This window comes from Paraburkholderia sartisoli (genome assembly GCF_900107685.1).
GTDB lineage: Bacteria > Pseudomonadota > Gammaproteobacteria > Burkholderiales > Burkholderiaceae > Paraburkholderia > Paraburkholderia sartisoli.
In genome coordinates this window covers 188,497-204,451 of the sequence record NZ_FNRQ01000003.1, presented here as the reverse complement: position 1 = coordinate 204,451, position 15,955 = coordinate 188,497, and the positions used below count along the sequence as shown (strand labels likewise).

Below are 15,955 nucleotides of genomic sequence, written 5' to 3'. Positions count from 1 at the left end.
GCGTACGCGGCATGGTGAAGTTGGAACCCGTGGCGCCGGACGCGCGCCCGTTCGCCCGGCATGCGCGACCTGGTGGGCACGCTCCCGCCGCCCGCCGCGCCTGCCTGTGCGACGAATGCCGCGCAGTGTACGTCACCGGCGTGACACGGCCATCGGTGCGCCGCGCCAGCTAGCCTTCGATCAGCAATGCGGCCGCGACCTTGCGGCCCTCGGCCATCAGGATGTTGTAGGTTCGGCAGGCGGCCTTGAAATCCATCGTTTCGACGCCGATGCGGTGTTTCGCGAGGGCGGCCGTCAGGCGTGGATGCGGAAAACGCAGGCGCTCGCCGCTGCCGAAAATGACGACTTCCGGCGCAGGCGCGATCAGAAGCTCGAAATGCTCCGCGCTCAGCGCTTCGAACGAGGAGACCGGCCAGGCAATGACGGGCGCCTCTGGCAGCACGATAATGCTGCCCTGATGGCGCACGAGGTTGATTTCGACGTAGTCGGGCCCGTAACCGGTAACCGTGTTGAGGGCGCCGCTGGAATCCTGATGTAGTTTCAAATTCGTGATCCGGGGTCGTCGTGGAGCGTGTGTCAGATGCCGTGCGATGTTCTTACGTGATGCCGGTGCGCCCGCGGTGACCGCCGGGGGCGGGCCGCGTGTGCCGGTCGGACCGGCGCGCATTGTAAAGGTTTCGCGCAATTTGACACGAAATAGCCGAAAAGGCCCGCCAACGCGGTTGGTGCATTGCGGAACCCGGCCAAAATCCGCTAAATTATAACTTTTTAGCCGCCCGGCGGCGCCCCCTTGCTTCGCGCGTCGCCACAAGCAGCGCCGGAGCGCTCCGCCAGACGGCGGCCGGACGCGATCAGACCGGTTCGTACCCCCGCGCATGACCGGCCCACCCGGGTCCGGCTTCCCGTCTTCAGGTTTTCGCAATCCGGCTTGTCCCGACTGATCCCGGCTGCAACATCCAGACCGGCCTGTCTGGCCGACCGATGTGACCGGCTCACCTGGCCGACCTGTGTGACCGGGCCCGGGAGGCTGGACTCATATGGCAGACTAAATGGCTGATTCCACTGGCTGACCGGCCAGGCAGACCCGCCGACTGATTTACAGGACCTTGTGCCCGCCGTGAAACCGATTCTGAAATCCAACAAGCTGTTGAATGTCTGCTACGACATCCGCGGGCCCGTTCTCGAACACGCGAAGCGCCTCGAGGACGAAGGCCATCGCATCATCAAGCTGAATATCGGCAACCTCGCGCCGTTCGGCTTCGACGCGCCGGACGAAATCATCCAGGACATGATCCGGAACCTGCCCGCTTCGTCGGGCTATTCCGACTCGAAGGGCGTTTTCTCCGCGCGCAAGGCGATCATGCACTACGCGCAGCAGAAGAACGTGCAGGGCGTCGAGCTCGACGACATCTTCATCGGCAACGGCGCGTCCGAGCTGATCGTGATGGCGCTTCAGGGCTTGCTGAACGACGGCGACGAAGTGCTGCTGCCCGCGCCGGATTACCCGCTGTGGACGGCGGGCGTGAGCCTCGCGGGCGGCACGCCGGTACACTACATCTGCGACGAATCGAACGCCTGGATGCCCGACCCGGACGACATCCGCGCGAAAATCACGCCGAACACGCGTGCGCTCGTCGTGATCAACCCGAACAACCCGACCGGCGCGCTGTATTCCGACGCGCTGCTGCTGGAACTGATCCAGATCGCGCGCGAACACGGTCTCGTGATTTTCGCCGACGAGGTCTACGACAAGATCATCTACGACGGCAAGACGCACACCGCGATCGGCTCATTGTCGGAAGACGTGCTGACGGTCACGTTCAACAGCCTGTCGAAGAGCTACCGTTCGTGCGGTTACCGTGCCGGCTGGATGTTCATTTCGGGCCTGACGGGCGAAAACCGTCGCCGCTCGAAAGATTATGTCGAGGGGCTCGGCATTCTCGCCTCGATGCGGCTGTGTCCGAACGTGCCGGGTCAATACGCGATCCAGACGGCGCTGGGCGGCTATCAGAGCATCAACGACCTGATTGTGCCGACCGGGCGCCTCTACAAGCAGCGCGAACTCGCGTACGACATGCTGACGGCGATTCCTGGCGTAACCTGTGTGAAGCCGCAGGCCGCGTTGTACATGTTCCCGCGTCTCGACCCGAAGATGTATCCGGTCCAGAACGACCAGCAGTTCATTCTCGACCTGCTGCTCGCGGAGCGCGTGCTGCTCGTGCAGGGCACCGGTTTCAACTGGACCGCGCCGGACCATTTCCGCGTCGTGTTCCTGCCGAACGTCGACGATCTGGCGGATTCGATCACCCGTATCGCCCGTTTTCTCGACGGCTACCGCAAACGGCATATGCCATAAGGTCAGGTGTTCAACGCCATCGCCGCACGCAATACTGTTCCCTTAATCTCTTACTCGAAAACACACGCTGCATGGAACCGATCAAAGTTGGACTGCTGGGCTTCGGCACGGTAGGCAGCGGCACCTTCACCGTACTGCGCCGCAACCAGGAAGAAATCAAACGTCGCGCGGGTCGCGGTATCGAAGTCACGCGCATTGCCGTGCGCAACCCGGCGAAGGCGACTGCCGCGCTCGGCGATGCGGCCGGCGCCGTGGAGGTCACGGACAACTTCGGCTCGGTGGTCGACGATCCGTCAATCGACATCGTCGCGGAAATGATCGGCGGCACGTCGATCGCACGCGAACTCGTGCTGCGCGCGATCCGCAACCGCAAGCACGTGGTCACCGCCAACAAGGCGCTGCTCGCGGTGCATGGCACGGAGATTTTCGAGGCGGCGCGCGCGAATGGCGTGATGGTGTCGTTCGAGGCGGCCGTGGCCGGCGGCATTCCGATCATCAAGGCGCTGCGTGAAGGGTTGACGGCGAACCGCATCCAGTACATCGCCGGCATTATCAACGGCACGACGAACTACATCCTGTCGGAAATGCGCGACCGCGGCCTCGATTTCGCGACGGCGCTCAAGGCCGCGCAGGAACTCGGTTATGCGGAAGCGGACCCGACGTTCGACATCGAAGGTGTCGACGCCGCGCACAAGGCCACGATCATGAGCGCGATCGCGTTCGGCGTGCCGGTGCAGTTCGATCGCGCGTACGTCGAAGGCATCAGCAAGCTCGCCGCAATCGACATCACATATGCCGAAGAACTCGGCTATCGCATCAAGCTGCTGGGCATCGCGCGCCGCGCGGAAAAGGGCATCGAGCTGCGCGTGCATCCCACGCTGATTCCGGAAAAGCGTCTGCTCGCCAACGTCGAAGGCGCAATGAACGCGGTCGTCGTGCATGGCGACGCGGTGGGCTCGACGCTGTACTACGGCAAGGGCGCGGGCGCGGAGCCGACGGCTTCCGCCGTGATCGCCGATCTCGTCGACGTGACGCGCCTGCACACGGCCGACCCGGAGCATCGCGTGCCGCATCTGGCGTTCCAGCCGGACAGCCTGTCGAGCACGCCGATCCTGCCGATCGACGAAGTGACGAGCGGCTACTACCTGCGCCTGCGGGTTGCCGACGTGACCGGCGTGCTGGCCGATATCACGCGCATTCTGGCCGACCGGGGAATCTCGATCGACGCGCTGCTGCAGAAGGAATCCGAGCACGTGGACGCGAAGGGCAAGGGCGAAACCGACATCATCCTGATCACGCACGAAACGGTCGAAAAGAACGTGAACGCGGCAATCAGGACGATCGAGGCGTTGAAGACCGTCGTATCGCAGGTCACGAAGCTGCGCATGGAAGCGCTGAACTAGGCAGACACATGAACTACATCTCCACGCGCGGCGCCGGTGCCGGCGAGCGCCACACCTTCTCCGACATCCTGCTCGGCGGTCTCGCGAAAGACGGCGGCCTGTATCTGCCCGCGCAATACCCGCGCGTCTCGTCCGGTGAACTGACCCGCTGGCGCACGCTGCCGTATGCGGATCTCGCGTTCGAGATCCTGTCGAAATTCAGCGACGATATTCCCGCGGAAGACCTGCGCGCGCTCACGCGCCGCACATACACGGCCGAAACCTACTGCAACGTGCGCGACGACGAAAGCGCCGCGCAGATCACGCCGCTGAAAACGCTGGGCGTCGAAAACGGCGCGCCGCTGTCGCTGCTGGAACTGTCGAACGGCCCGACGCTCGCGTTCAAGGACATGGCGATGCAGCTGATCGGCAACCTGTTCGAATACGCGCTTGCAAAGCACGGCGAGACGCTGAACATTCTCGGCGCGACCTCGGGCGATACCGGCAGCGCGGCCGAGTACGCGATGCGCGGCAAGAAGGGCATTCGCGTCTTCATGCTGTCGCCGCATAAAAAGATGAGCGCGTTCCAGACGGCACAGATGTACAGCCTGCAGGATCCGAACATCTTCAACCTGGCGGTCGAGGGCGTGTTCGACGACTGCCAGGACATCGTGAAAGCCGTCTCGAACGATCACGCGTTCAAGGCGCGGCACCGGATCGGCACGGTCAACTCGATCAACTGGGCGCGCGTCGTGGCGCAGGTCGTGTATTACTTCAAGGGCTATTTCGCCGCAACGAAATCGAACGACGAACGCGTGTCGTTCACGGTGCCGTCGGGCAATTTCGGCAATGTCTGCGCGGGTCACATCGCGCGGATGATGGGTCTGCCGATCGAGAAGCTCGTGGTCGCGACGAACGAAAACGACGTGCTCGACGAATTCTTTCGCACCGGCATCTATCGCGTGCGCAAGTCTGCCGAGACGTATCACACGAGCAGTCCGAGCATGGATATCTCGAAGGCGTCAAACTTCGAACGTTTCGTGTTCGACCTGCTGGGTCGCGACCCGAAGCGCGTGCTGCAGCTGTTCCACGACGTCGAGGAAAAGGGTGGTTTCGATCTGGCGGCGAGCGGCGATTTCGCGCGCGTCGCGGAGTTCGGCTTCGTGTCCGGGCGCAGCAGCCACGCTGACCGCGTCGATGCGATTCGCGACGTGTTCGAGCGTTACGACACGATGATCGATACGCACACCGCCGACGGCCTGAAGGTGGCGCGCGAGCATCTGCAACCGGGTATCCCGATGATCGTGCTGGAGACGGCGCAACCGGTCAAGTTCGGCGAGACGATCCGCGAGGCACTGCAGCGCGAACCGGAGCGGCCAGCCGCGTTCTCGGGCATTGAAGCGCTGCCGCAGCGGTTCGAGGTGCTGCCGGCGGATGCCACGCGCGTGAAGGACTTTGTCGCGGCGCATACGGTCGATTAAGCAGGCAACCGCGCGCCTCCGGGTAGACCGCAGCGAGTTATTACAGTCAGAAGACCCATGAACGGCCATGACGGGCCTCGCGACGCGAGGCTGGCGTCATGGCCGTTCTGCCATCTGTGGTTCCACCATCTGTGACCCAGGCCCTGGCCGGATGGCCGACATGCCGGCTTGCACGCCCGTCGAAGGCCGCCGCCCGCTACAATGTTCTTTTCGGTCCCGCGCATTCGCCCAATCGATGTCCACGCCCACTTATCCCGCGCCTCGTGCGCCGATGCTTTCGACTGCCGAAGCGCTCGTCACGCTGCTCGGCGCGGCCCGCGCGGTCGAGGGTACCGAAACGTTGCCCACGCTTGGCGCGCTGAACCGCGTACTTGCCGCCGACGTCGTCTCGTCGCTCGACGTGCCACCCATGAACACCAGTTCGATGGATGGCTACGCGGTGCGCGTCGCCGACCTGTCGCAGGGCGATCGCCGGCTGCCCGTGTCGCAGCGCATCCCGGCCGGTCACGCGCCGCAGCCGCTCGCGGCCGGCACGGCGGCGCGCATCTTCACGGGCGCCACGGTGCCGCCGGGCGCGGATGCCATCGTCATGCAGGAGCAGGCCGAAGCCGACGGCAGTGAAGTGTCGATCCTGCACACGCCGAAAGCCGGCGAGTGGATCACGCAGCAGGGCGCGGATATTCGCAGCGGCTCGGTGATCCTGCCCGCCGGCACGCGCCTGACGCCGCAGGCGCTGGGGCTGGCCGCGTCGGTCGGAAGCGCGTCGCTGACGGTGGCGCGACGTGTGAAAGTCGCGGTCTTCTTCACCGGCGACGAACTGACGATGCCTGGCGAGCCGCTCAAGCCGGGCGCGATCTACAACTCGAATCGCTTTACGTTGCGCAGTCTGCTGGAAAACCTCGGCTGCGACGTGACGGACTACGGCATCGTGCCCGACCGGCTCGACGCGACCCGCGCCACGCTGCGCGAGGCGTCGCAGGCGCACGATCTGATCCTGACCTGTGGCGGCGTGTCGGTTGGCGAGGAAGACCACGTGAAGCCCGCAGTCGAGGCGGAAGGGCATCTGTCGATGTGGCAGATCGCGATGAAGCCCGGCAAGCCGCTCGCGTTCGGCGCGGTGCGGCGCGCGGGCGGCGACCGGGCCAATGCCGCTGCGTCGGCGTCGAATGAAACGTATTTCATCGGCCTGCCGGGTAATCCTGTTTCGGCCTTCGTCACGTTTCTGTTGTTCGTCAGACCGTTCATCCTGCGGGTTGCCGGCGTGCGCACCGTGTCGCCGCGCGCGTTGTCGCTGCGCGCCGATTTTTCGCAGTCGAAGGCGGACCGTCGCAATGAATTCCTGCGCGCGCGCATCAATCCGGCGGGCGGCCTCGAACTGTTTCCGAACCAGAGTTCGGCCGTGCTGACATCGACGGTGTGGGGCGACGGGCTGATCGACAATCCGCCGAATCACGCCATTACGACCGGCGAGACCGTGCGGTTCATTCCCTTTTCCGAATTGTTGGGTTGACGGCTGTCGCCAGCCGCGCCCAGGACAGAACATGAAGATCCAGCTGAAATATTTTGCGAGCGTGCGTGAGGCGGTCGGGATCGCGGACGAATCCGTGGTGATCCCCGACGGTATCGCGACGCTAGGTGACGTGCGCGCCTGGTTGCGCGTGCGCGGCGGTGCGTGGGCCGAGGCGCTTGCCGAAGGCCGCGCGTTGCGGATGGCCTGTAACCACGTCATGACCGACGCCAGCACACGCGTCACCGAAGGCTGCGAAGTCGCGTTTTTTCCGCCGGTCACGGGCGGGTGAGGAGTCTCCGATGACCGTTCGCGTCCAGACCGAGGATTTCGACCTGACAACCGAGGTCGCCGCGCTGCGCGCCGTGAACCCGAAGGTTGGCGCGGTGGCGTGCTTCGTCGGCACGGTTCGCGATCTGAACGACGGCAGCATCGTCGAGACGATGGAGCTCGAACACTATCCGGGCATGACGGAAAAGGCGCTGGAAGCGATTGTCGCGACGGCGCGCGAACGCTGGCCGGGCATCGAGGTCCTGATCGTGCATCGGGTCGGCAAGCTCTATCCGCTCGACCAGATCGTGCTGGTCGCGACCACCGCCGCACATCGCGGCGAAGCGTTCGCTTCGTGCGAGTTCGTGATGGATTATCTGAAGACGCAGGCGCCGTTCTGGAAGAAGGAAAAGACCGGGCAAGGCGAGCGCTGGGTCGATGCGCGCGTCACGGACGATGCTGCGTTGGCGCGCTGGGGTCTGGAGTCGGGTAACGCGAAGTAGCCAGTCGATCGCGCGGCTCAATCCTCCGTCGAACGGCCGACGATCTTCGTCGGAAATGGCTCGCCGCGTGGGCGCGGCGTATCGGGCGCGTCATCGTCTCTGTGCCGGCGCGGCGCGAGTCGTTCCAGCAACGCTTTCTGTTCCTCGGGGATCGTGTAATCCCAGCCAAATTTCGATAGCTGCAGACTCTGCGCGATACGCAGCGCGGGCTCCATGAAACGCACGGCAGCCGCGGGCTCGTAGCGCGATTCCACGGTATCCAGGAACAGGTACAGCCAGCGGCTGAAATGCTGCGGCTCGATGCCCGGCAGTGGCTGGTGCGCCTGCTGCACGTTCCCGCGATATCCTTTCTGGCCAAGCACGATGCTCGACCAGAATGTACACATCTTCGGTAAATGTTCGTCCCAGCGTCCCGCAAGCTTCTGCTCGAAGATGGGGCCCAGCATCGGGTCGGCCTGGACGCGGTCGTAGAACACATAGACGAGCGTGCGGATGTTCTCTTCGGTCGGTTCGGGCTGGCGCGCGACGGCCGGCTGGGGCGGAAAAGTCGGATTCATTGGGTGAGCACAGTGAAAAAGTCAGCGCACACGACGCGGGCACGCTGTAAAGCAAAACCGGGCGATGTTGCCTGAAGCTGCAACCAGGCGACAACCCGGCGATATCTGACCACCAGCCCGGCCTGTCGCACAACGCGAAAAAGCATCGTCAGACAGGCGAAATAGTTACATTAAGACTACATCTTATTGTGTACATGCAGGATCGACAACCCTCGCGCCGACGTGGTCTGCATGCGATCCGCGAACTCGTCCGGCACCAACCGGCCGAACCACTTGCCGTGCCGCTCAGGATCGGGCAGATTGTTCCGGTCGCACGGATGTGCATCGCCTCCGGCCGACGCTGAAACGGGCGTCGGCAGTTTGTTGGCGAATTTGAAAAAAAACGCCAGTCGAGTGCGATCAGGCGCTTGAAACCCGCATAAAACGCCTCATTTTGGTGATATTCGAAATTGGAGGTCTCTTGATGAGAATCGACAAACTCACCACCAAATTCCAGGAAGCATTGGCGGATGCGCAAAGCCTGGCTGTCGGTCACGACAATCAATACATAGAACCGGTCCACGTTCTTGCCGCGCTCGTCGCGCAGCAGGACGGTTCGGCCCGCTCGCTGCTCTCGCGCGCAGGCGTCCACGTGCAGCCGTTGCAAACCGCGCTGAACGACGCGATCACGCGCCTGCCGCAGGTGCAGGGCACCGACGGTAACGTGCAGATCGGTCGCGACCTCACTGGCCTGCTCAACCAGGCCGACAAGGAAGCGCAAAAGCTCAACGACACGTTCATCGCGAGCGAGATGTTCCTGCTCGCCATCGCCGACGACAAGGGCGAGGCGGGCCGGCTCGCGCGCCAGCACGGCCTGTCGCGCAAGTCGCTGGAAGCGGCGATCGTCGCGGTGCGCGGCGGCTCGCAGGTACACAACCAGGACGCCGAAAGCCAGCGCGAGGCGCTGAAGAAATACACGGTCGACCTGACCGAGCGCGCCCGCGCCGGCAAGCTCGATCCAGTGATCGGCCGTGACGACGAAATCCGTCGCTCGATCCAGATCCTGCAACGTCGCACGAAGAACAATCCGGTGCTGATCGGCGAGCCGGGCGTGGGCAAGACGGCGATCGTCGAAGGCCTCGCGCAGCGCATCGTCAACGGCGAGGTGCCGGAGACGCTGAAGGGCAAGCGCGTGCTGTCGCTCGACATGGCGGCGCTGCTGGCGGGCGCGAAGTATCGCGGCGAGTTCGAGGAACGCCTGAAGGCCGTGCTCAACGACATCGCGAAAGACGAAGGTCAAACCATCGTCTTCATCGACGAAATCCATACGATGGTGGGCGCCGGCAAGGCCGAAGGCGCGATGGACGCGGGCAACATGCTGAAGCCGGCGCTCTCGCGCGGCGAGCTGCATTGCGTCGGCGCGACCACGCTCGACGAATACCGCAAGTACATTGAAAAGGACGCGGCGCTCGAACGCCGGTTCCAGAAGGTGCTGGTGGACGAACCGTCGGTCGAGGCGACCATCGCGATCCTGCGCGGCCTGCAGGAAAAGTACGAGCTGCACCACGGCGTCGACATCACCGACCCGGCGATCGTCGCGGCGGCGGAACTGTCGCATCGCTACATCACCGACCGGTTCCTGCCGGACAAGGCCATCGACCTGATCGACGAAGCTGCGTCGAAGATCAAGATGGAAATCGATTCGAAGCCGGAAGAGATGGACCGGCTCGACCGCCGGTTGATCCAGCTGAAGATCGAACGTGAAGCTGTCAAGAAGGAAAAGGACGAAGCGTCGCAGAAGCGCCTGCAACTGATCGAGGAAGAAATCGAGCGGCTCGACCGCGAATATTCGGACCTCGAAGAAATCTGGACGGCGGAAAAAGCGGCGGTGCAGGGCAGCGCGCAATTCAAGGAAGAGATCGAGAAAACGCGCGCGGAAATCGTGCGTCTGCAACGTCAGGGCAAGCTCGAAAAAGTCGCCGAACTGCAGTACGGCACGTTGCCGCAGCTCGAGGCCCAGTTGAAGCAGGTCACGCAGGCCGAGGCGCAGGAGCAGAACAATCCGACGCGTCCGCGGCTGTTGCGCACGCAGGTCGGCGCGGAGGAAATCGCGGAAGTCGTATCGCGTTCGACCGGCATCCCGGTGTCGCGGATGATGCAGGGCGAGCGCGAAAAACTGCTGCAGATCGAAGAGAAGCTGCATGAGCGCGTCGTCGGCCAGGATGAGGCGATCGGCTCGGTGGCCGATGCGATCCGCCGTTCGCGCGCGGGCCTCGCCGATCCGAACCGTCCGTATGGTTCGTTCCTGTTCCTCGGGCCGACGGGCGTCGGCAAGACGGAACTGTGCAAGGCGCTCGCTGCGTTCCTGTTCGATTCGGAAGATCATCTGATCCGTATCGACATGAGCGAATTCATGGAGAAGCACAGCGTCGCGCGACTGATCGGTGCGCCGCCGGGTTATGTCGGTTACGAAGAGGGCGGCTATCTCACGGAAGCCGTGCGCCGCAAACCGTACAGCGTGATCCTGCTCGACGAAATCGAGAAGGCGCATCCGGATGTGTTCAACGTGCTGCTGCAGGTGCTGGACGACGGTCGCATGACCGATGGCCAGGGGCGCACCGTCGACTTCAAGAACACGGTGATCGTGATGACGTCGAACCTTGGGTCGCAGGTGATCCAGTCGATGGTCGGCGAGCCGCAGGATGCGGTGAAGGACGCGGTCTGGGAAGAGGTGAAGCTGCACTTCCGGCCCGAGTTCCTGAACCGGATCGACGATGTGGTCGTGTTCCACGCACTCGATCGCTCGAACATCCAGTCGATTGCGCGGATCCAGTTGCAGCGCCTGCAGGAACGGCTTGCGAAGCTCGACATGGAGCTCGTCGTGTCGGACGCCGCGCTGGAACACATCGGCAAGGTCGGCTACGATCCGCTCTTTGGCGCTCGACCGTTGAAGCGCGCGATCCAGCAGGAGATCGAAAATCCGGTCGCGAAGCTGATTCTGGCTGGCAGGTTCGGTCCGAAGGATGTGATACCGGTCGACGTGGACAACGGCACACTCGTTTTCGAGCGCGTCGTGCATTAAGGCGGTACGCCGGCGTCGGCCGTGATTACGGTGCTGGTTCGGGCATGTCGTTCTGGTACACGACGCAGCGGTCAAGGCAGTGAAAAGGGCAGCGATTTCGCTGCCCTTTTTTTCAAGCGTGCGACCGTCCTGATATCAAGCCGTCTTGTCGTTCTTGCCGAGGAGCGCGCTGAGACCGCCAAGCGCGCCGAGAACCGTCGTGGCGTTGAGCTTGCCTTCGGCCGGCACTTCGCCTTCGGGCGTCGCCGCGTTCACCACGTGCGGCAGGATCTGCGAGAGCAGACCGCTGACCTGCTCGGGCGCCACACCCGCCTTCGACGCGAGATTCGTGACGGTGTCCGAACCAAGCACGCTGTGCAGCGTGTCCGGCGAGATCGCCTGGTTCTCGCCGTTGCCGACCCACGAACTGATGATGTCGCCGGCGCCTTTATCCTTGAATTGCTGGATCAGGCCGTTCAGGCCGCCCGGCTGGTTGTTCACGAATTCGAGCGCGGTGGCGATCAACGCCTGCTGCCCGCCACCGCCTTCAGGTGATTTACCAAGCAGGGAACCGATAGTGTCAAGTAGGCTCATGGCTGTCTCTCTGGAATGCCGGCACGACAGATATGCGCCAGCGGATGAAATGCGCCGCGCGGGGGCACGGCGGGGATGACGCGGATCGAACGGGCGGGGGCGCCAGCGCGATCTTCAGATGTCGAACCTCAGGCGCCCGATGCTGCCGATGCGGCCTTGGCCTTCTTCGACTTTTTCTTCGATGCTTTCGTGTCCGATGCGCTCGCTGGTGCCGCCGCCGCAGTGGTAGCCGGTGCCGAAACCTCTGCGGCCGCCTTGCTCTTTTTGGACTTCTTCGTCGAAGGTGCCGCCGCTGCGGGTGCGCTGGCGGGTGCCATCGCCGTCGTGGCGGCAGGTGCCGCCGGCTTGCTCACCGGTTTCGCCGCTGCCGGCGTGGCGGCCTTCGCGCCACTCGGCGGCGCCGTCGAACCGTTGATCGTCAAACCGGCCGCTTCAAGATTGACTACCGACTTGGTGCCGATTCCCTTCACGCGTGTCGCGAGATCGTCGGCGTCCTTGAACGGGCCGTTTTTGGTCCGTTCGTCGATGATCGCTTTCGCATGGACCGGGCCGATGCCCTTCACCGATTCAAGCGCGGCCTGATCGGCCGAATTGACTTCGACGGCCATCGCGAAACCGGCGGAAAACGACAGGACAAGCGCAACGCAGAGCATTAACAGCTTCTTCAGCATGGCAGACACTCCATTGAGGGCAAAAAAAGTAGCCGGGAACGGACGACGCATCCAGTCAGCAGGCGCTGGCTTCAAGCATAGGATAGATTGCGCGCCCTTTTTATGAAAGCGCTCGATTTATACCCATCGATTCGTGACAAGTAAATCAATACCGGTATTTTTTGACAACTCTTGGCGTGAATAAAGCCCATGAGCGGGGAAGGAAGGCGGGCGCAGCCTGCCTGCGTGTGATCGAAGTGATGCGTTTTGCGTCGCTTCGGAGCCGGGCGCAATACGGTTACGGCTACGCGACGGGGCCGGTGTGCGGGGTACGCGCGCCGGCACGCAGATGGCGCGCGCTGACCGTGCGCCAGTAGAGTGCAAGGCCGATGCCTGCGAGCGCGAGACTCGCCGCATTGGCGACCCAGAAACCGCGTGCCCCGGTGAACCATGCGGGAATCGAACCGCTGACGTTGAAGCCGAGCAGATAGCCGCCGCCAAGGCCGACGCCCCACAGCGCGACGGCATAGATCACGGTCGGCACAACGGCCACGCGATACGCGCGCAGCACGAACGCGGTGGTGATCTGGAGCGCGTCGAAGAGGTGATAGACGATCACGATCAGCACGAGCGGCATCGCGGCCGCCGCGACCTGCGCGTTCGACGTGTAGCCCGCGATGATGAAAGGCCGCAGCACAAGCACGATCACCCCGTAGCAGCACGCGATCGCACATGCCATCAGGATGCCGTGCCGCGCGAGCGTGTGGGCATCGGCGGGACGCTGCGCGCCGAGCGCCTGGGCGACGAGCGTCGAGGAGGCGATGCCGATCGAAAGCGGCGTCATGTACAGCACCGCACCGAGATTGCCGGCGATCTGGTGGCCGGCGAGCGTCGTCGTGCCGAAGCGCGCGATGAAGAGCGCCATGAACGTGTAGGACGTGACTTCGATCAGGTACGACAGGCCCATCGGAATGCCAAGCTTCAGCAGCGCGGCCTGACGCTTCCATACAGGCCAGCAGAAGCGCGAGAAGGTGGCGAACGGCCGGAAGATGTCGAGACGCACCAGCAGCGTCATGCCGACGATCGCGAGCACCCAGTTGATCGCGGTACTCGCGAGCGCGCAGCCGGGGCCGCCGAGCGCGGGCACGCCTGCGCCACCAAAGATGAACCACAGGTTGAGCGGAATCTTGAGCAGCAGCGCGCCGACCTGCAGGATCATGACGAGTCGCGGCTGCCCCACGGCGTTGGTCAGCGAACTGTAGACGCGAAACGCGAGGCTCGCGGGCAACCCGAACGAGAGAATCTGCAGGTACGCGACGGTACGCTCACGCAGCGCCTCGGGCGCATGCGCGATGCGCAGCAGCGGCCCGGGAAAATACAGGATCGAACAGCCGAGCGCCATCAGAACCAGCGCGAGCCACAGCGCCTGGCGCACTTCCTCGCCGATCTCGCGGTCGCGCCGCGCGCCATAGAGCTGTCCGGCGATCGGCTGCAGCGCGGTGAGAATGCCGGTCAGGCCGATATACACCGAGATATAGATCGACGAGCCGAGGCCGAGTGCCGCGAGATCGATCGCGGAATAGCGTCCGACCATCGCCGTGTCGATCACGCCGAACGCGATGATCGCGAGTTGTCCGATCAGCACAGGCCACGCGAGCGCGGCGATTTTCCGCACGTCGGCGAACATGGTCAGCCCGGTTTCTGACGCGGGTTGCGGCGTTTGACGGGCGGTTTCGGGCGGTCGATGCGGACATACAGACGGAAACGTTCGTCGCGGTCAGCAACGCGGCGGCCTTCCCACACCAGCTTCCAGACGAAGTTCGACATCGAGCTGGGTTCGCCGAAATCCTGCGTATCCTGGCGCAGGATCACGTCGCAGTCTTCGTCGAACGAAAAATGCATCCGGCCGAAATAGGCGAAAGTGGCGATCTGCGCATCGCCGAGACGGACCGGCGAGATGCACGTGTAGTCATCCGGCAGATGGCTTGCGATCTGCTGCGCGACGTCCTTGTACGTCCGGCTGTAGTTCACCACCGGCAGCCAGAGCGTCATCAGCAGCACCCACATGAGCGTCGTGCCGGCGCTCGAGAGCACCACGCTGCGCCACAGCACCTTCGGATGCCGGGCAATACGCCATTGCACGAGCGCGAACCAGCAGATCGTGACGGCCACGGCGCACAGGAACGACAGGATCTTGAACTGCGGCGTGAAGCCGGGCGCGAGACGCGCCAGATTGCGCGCGAGCGGATGCGGAAAACCTGTCATTCCGGCAAGCCACACGAGCCACACAAAACTGCCGAGAATCGTGAAGCTCAACACCGCGAACCAGTCGATCGCGTTGATCGTGCCGCGCTTGAGCGTGGGCAGCGCGAACGTGGCGAGCACCGCGAGCGCGGGCAGCAGCAGCATGTAGAGACGGTTCGTCGAATGGCTTTGCAGCACGACGAGAATCAGCAGCGGCGCGATGACCGACAACGGAATCGCAACGTGTGGCGCGCGGCGCAATCCCGACCAGCTGAACCACGCCCAGATGGCGAGCGGCCACGCGGGCCACGTGAAGAGCGGCAGGTTTTTCAGCGCATAACGCAGCACCGAGCCGGGCGGCCCGCCGAACGTGTTGATGCTGACATGCACCCACTGGTGGAGGAACCAGACGGCATCGTCGGGGAATGCGACCAGCGCGGCGACCGGCCACGCGACCGACACAACCAGCGCGACCGGCAGACCCGCCAGCAACAGCCAGCGCAGTTGCGCGTCGCGCACGATGAGCGTCATCACCAGCGTCCCGACCAGCAGTGCGCCCACCAGCACGGGATTGGCGGTCATCGCGACGAGCCCGAGCGCCAGCCCCCAAAGCAGCGAGCCTTGCACGGGCTTGTCGATCATCCGCACGAGTCCGTACACGAGCATCGCGATACAGACGAACTGCGCGAGTTGCGGCGTGGTTTCGTGGCCGCGCTCGGCAAGACCGAAACAGGCGAGCAGAATCAGCAGTGCGCCGTCGGCGAGCGTGCGGCCGTAGTCGCGCGGCTCGGGCTCGCCGCCGAACGCATACTTGAACGGCTGCACTTCGGGCCTGCGGCCGAGCAGATACGCGGCGTACCAGACGAACGCGCAGGCCGCGCAGAACAGCAGGCCGGTGAACACGCGTGACGCGTTGCTTGCATCGACCCACGGCGACAGCACGCGGATCGCGATGGCGCCGAGCCAGTAACCCAGTGGACCATCCGACGTGATGTATTTGCCGACGATGTTCGGCAACATCCAGTCGTGCGCGGTGCCTTTCGCCATGGTCCACATGACGCCGAAGCCGGCGGCATCTTCGTTCTTCCACGGGTCGCGCCCGAAGAGCCCGAACGACGCGTAGACGATACAGATGGCAAGCAGTAGCCAGCGCGGTAGCGCGCTGGTGGCGGAGGCAGTCAGACGGACGACAGATCTCATGCAGTTGGGCGGTGGTATCGGATAAACGGGCTGGCGGGCGGCGGGCGATGTGTCCGGGCGTGGCCGGCCCTGAGCATCCGGCATTGTAGACGGGCGGCATGGCGCGCGTCACGGCGGATGGCAGGCGGCAACAGCGAGATTGCAACAAGTTGGCAACGGCTGCGCCGGCAA

Annotated in this window: 13 protein-coding genes; 7 read left to right on the top strand and 6 right to left on the bottom strand. The window is 64.0% G+C overall.

From position 1 onward, the window contains the following. Positions 1 to 169 precede the first annotated feature (169 nt). Positions 170 to 544 carry an Mth938-like domain-containing protein gene (locus BLV45_RS12210; RefSeq protein ID WP_090533242.1) on the bottom strand — a complete coding sequence of 125 codons (375 nt, stop codon included), beginning with the start codon at positions 542 to 544 and terminating at the stop codon, positions 170 to 172. A gap of 564 nt (positions 545 to 1,108) precedes the next feature. Here BLV45_RS12210 and BLV45_RS12205 point away from each other — a divergent pair. The 6 genes from BLV45_RS12205 to moaE all read left to right on the top strand — a co-directional run bounded on the left by BLV45_RS12205 (position 1,109) and on the right by moaE (position 7,499). Next, the gene (locus tag BLV45_RS12205) at positions 1,109 to 2,356 is read left to right on the top strand and encodes a pyridoxal phosphate-dependent aminotransferase (protein ID WP_090533240.1); all 1,248 of its coding nucleotides are present in this window, start codon (positions 1,109 to 1,111) and stop codon (positions 2,354 to 2,356) included. Positions 2,357 to 2,427: 71 nt separating this feature from the next. Further along, a complete protein-coding gene (locus BLV45_RS12200) occupies positions 2,428 to 3,759 on the top strand; it encodes a homoserine dehydrogenase (protein ID WP_090533238.1) in 1,332 nt (443 codons plus the stop codon). Between the two features lie 8 nt (positions 3,760 to 3,767). Next, positions 3,768 to 5,219 (top strand): threonine synthase, encoded by a 1,452-nt coding sequence (gene thrC / locus BLV45_RS12195; RefSeq protein ID WP_090533236.1) that lies wholly within the window; start codon positions 3,768 to 3,770, stop codon positions 5,217 to 5,219. A gap of 271 nt (positions 5,220 to 5,490) precedes the next feature. Beyond that, the gene (locus tag BLV45_RS12190; protein ID WP_090533234.1) at positions 5,491 to 6,729 is read left to right on the top strand and encodes a molybdopterin molybdotransferase MoeA; all 1,239 of its coding nucleotides are present in this window, start codon (positions 5,491 to 5,493) and stop codon (positions 6,727 to 6,729) included. A gap of 31 nt (positions 6,730 to 6,760) precedes the next feature. Continuing rightward, positions 6,761 to 7,018 carry a molybdopterin converting factor subunit 1 gene (moaD, locus tag BLV45_RS12185; protein ID WP_090533232.1) on the top strand — a complete coding sequence of 86 codons (258 nt, stop codon included), beginning with the start codon at positions 6,761 to 6,763 and terminating at the stop codon, positions 7,016 to 7,018. Between the two features lie 10 nt (positions 7,019 to 7,028). Further along, positions 7,029 to 7,499: a molybdopterin synthase catalytic subunit MoaE gene (moaE, locus tag BLV45_RS12180; RefSeq protein ID WP_090533229.1), complete on the top strand. Its 471-nt coding sequence runs from the start codon at positions 7,029 to 7,031 to the stop codon at positions 7,497 to 7,499. Between the two features lie 17 nt (positions 7,500 to 7,516). Here the strand turns inward: moaE and BLV45_RS12175 are convergent, their stop codons facing one another. Beyond that, a complete protein-coding gene (locus BLV45_RS12175) occupies positions 7,517 to 8,056 on the bottom strand; it encodes a group III truncated hemoglobin (protein ID WP_090533227.1) in 540 nt (179 codons plus the stop codon). Positions 8,057 to 8,519: 463 nt separating this feature from the next. Between BLV45_RS12175 and clpB the strand changes: the two genes are divergently transcribed. Beyond that, positions 8,520 to 11,117 carry an ATP-dependent chaperone ClpB gene (clpB, locus tag BLV45_RS12170; protein WP_090533862.1) on the top strand — a complete coding sequence of 866 codons (2,598 nt, stop codon included), beginning with the start codon at positions 8,520 to 8,522 and terminating at the stop codon, positions 11,115 to 11,117. Between the two features lie 135 nt (positions 11,118 to 11,252). Here clpB and BLV45_RS12165 read toward each other — a convergent pair whose 3' ends face one another. The 4 genes from BLV45_RS12165 to BLV45_RS12150 all read right to left on the bottom strand — a co-directional run bounded on the left by BLV45_RS12165 (position 11,253) and on the right by BLV45_RS12150 (position 15,784). After that, a complete protein-coding gene (locus BLV45_RS12165; protein ID WP_090533225.1) occupies positions 11,253 to 11,690 on the bottom strand; it encodes a YidB family protein in 438 nt (145 codons plus the stop codon). A gap of 128 nt (positions 11,691 to 11,818) precedes the next feature. After that, positions 11,819 to 12,361: a ComEA family DNA-binding protein gene (locus BLV45_RS12160; RefSeq protein WP_090533223.1), complete on the bottom strand. Its 543-nt coding sequence runs from the start codon at positions 12,359 to 12,361 to the stop codon at positions 11,819 to 11,821. 283 nt (positions 12,362 to 12,644) lie between these two features. Then, on the bottom strand, positions 12,645 to 14,027 hold the full coding sequence (locus BLV45_RS12155; protein WP_090533221.1) for an MATE family efflux transporter: 1,383 nt from the start codon (positions 14,025 to 14,027) through the stop codon (positions 12,645 to 12,647). 2 nt (positions 14,028 to 14,029) lie between these two features. Beyond that, positions 14,030 to 15,784, bottom strand: coding sequence for an ArnT family glycosyltransferase (locus BLV45_RS12150; RefSeq protein WP_176954144.1), 1,755 nt, complete (start codon positions 15,782 to 15,784; stop codon positions 14,030 to 14,032). Between the last annotated feature and the right edge of the window lie 171 nt (positions 15,785 to 15,955).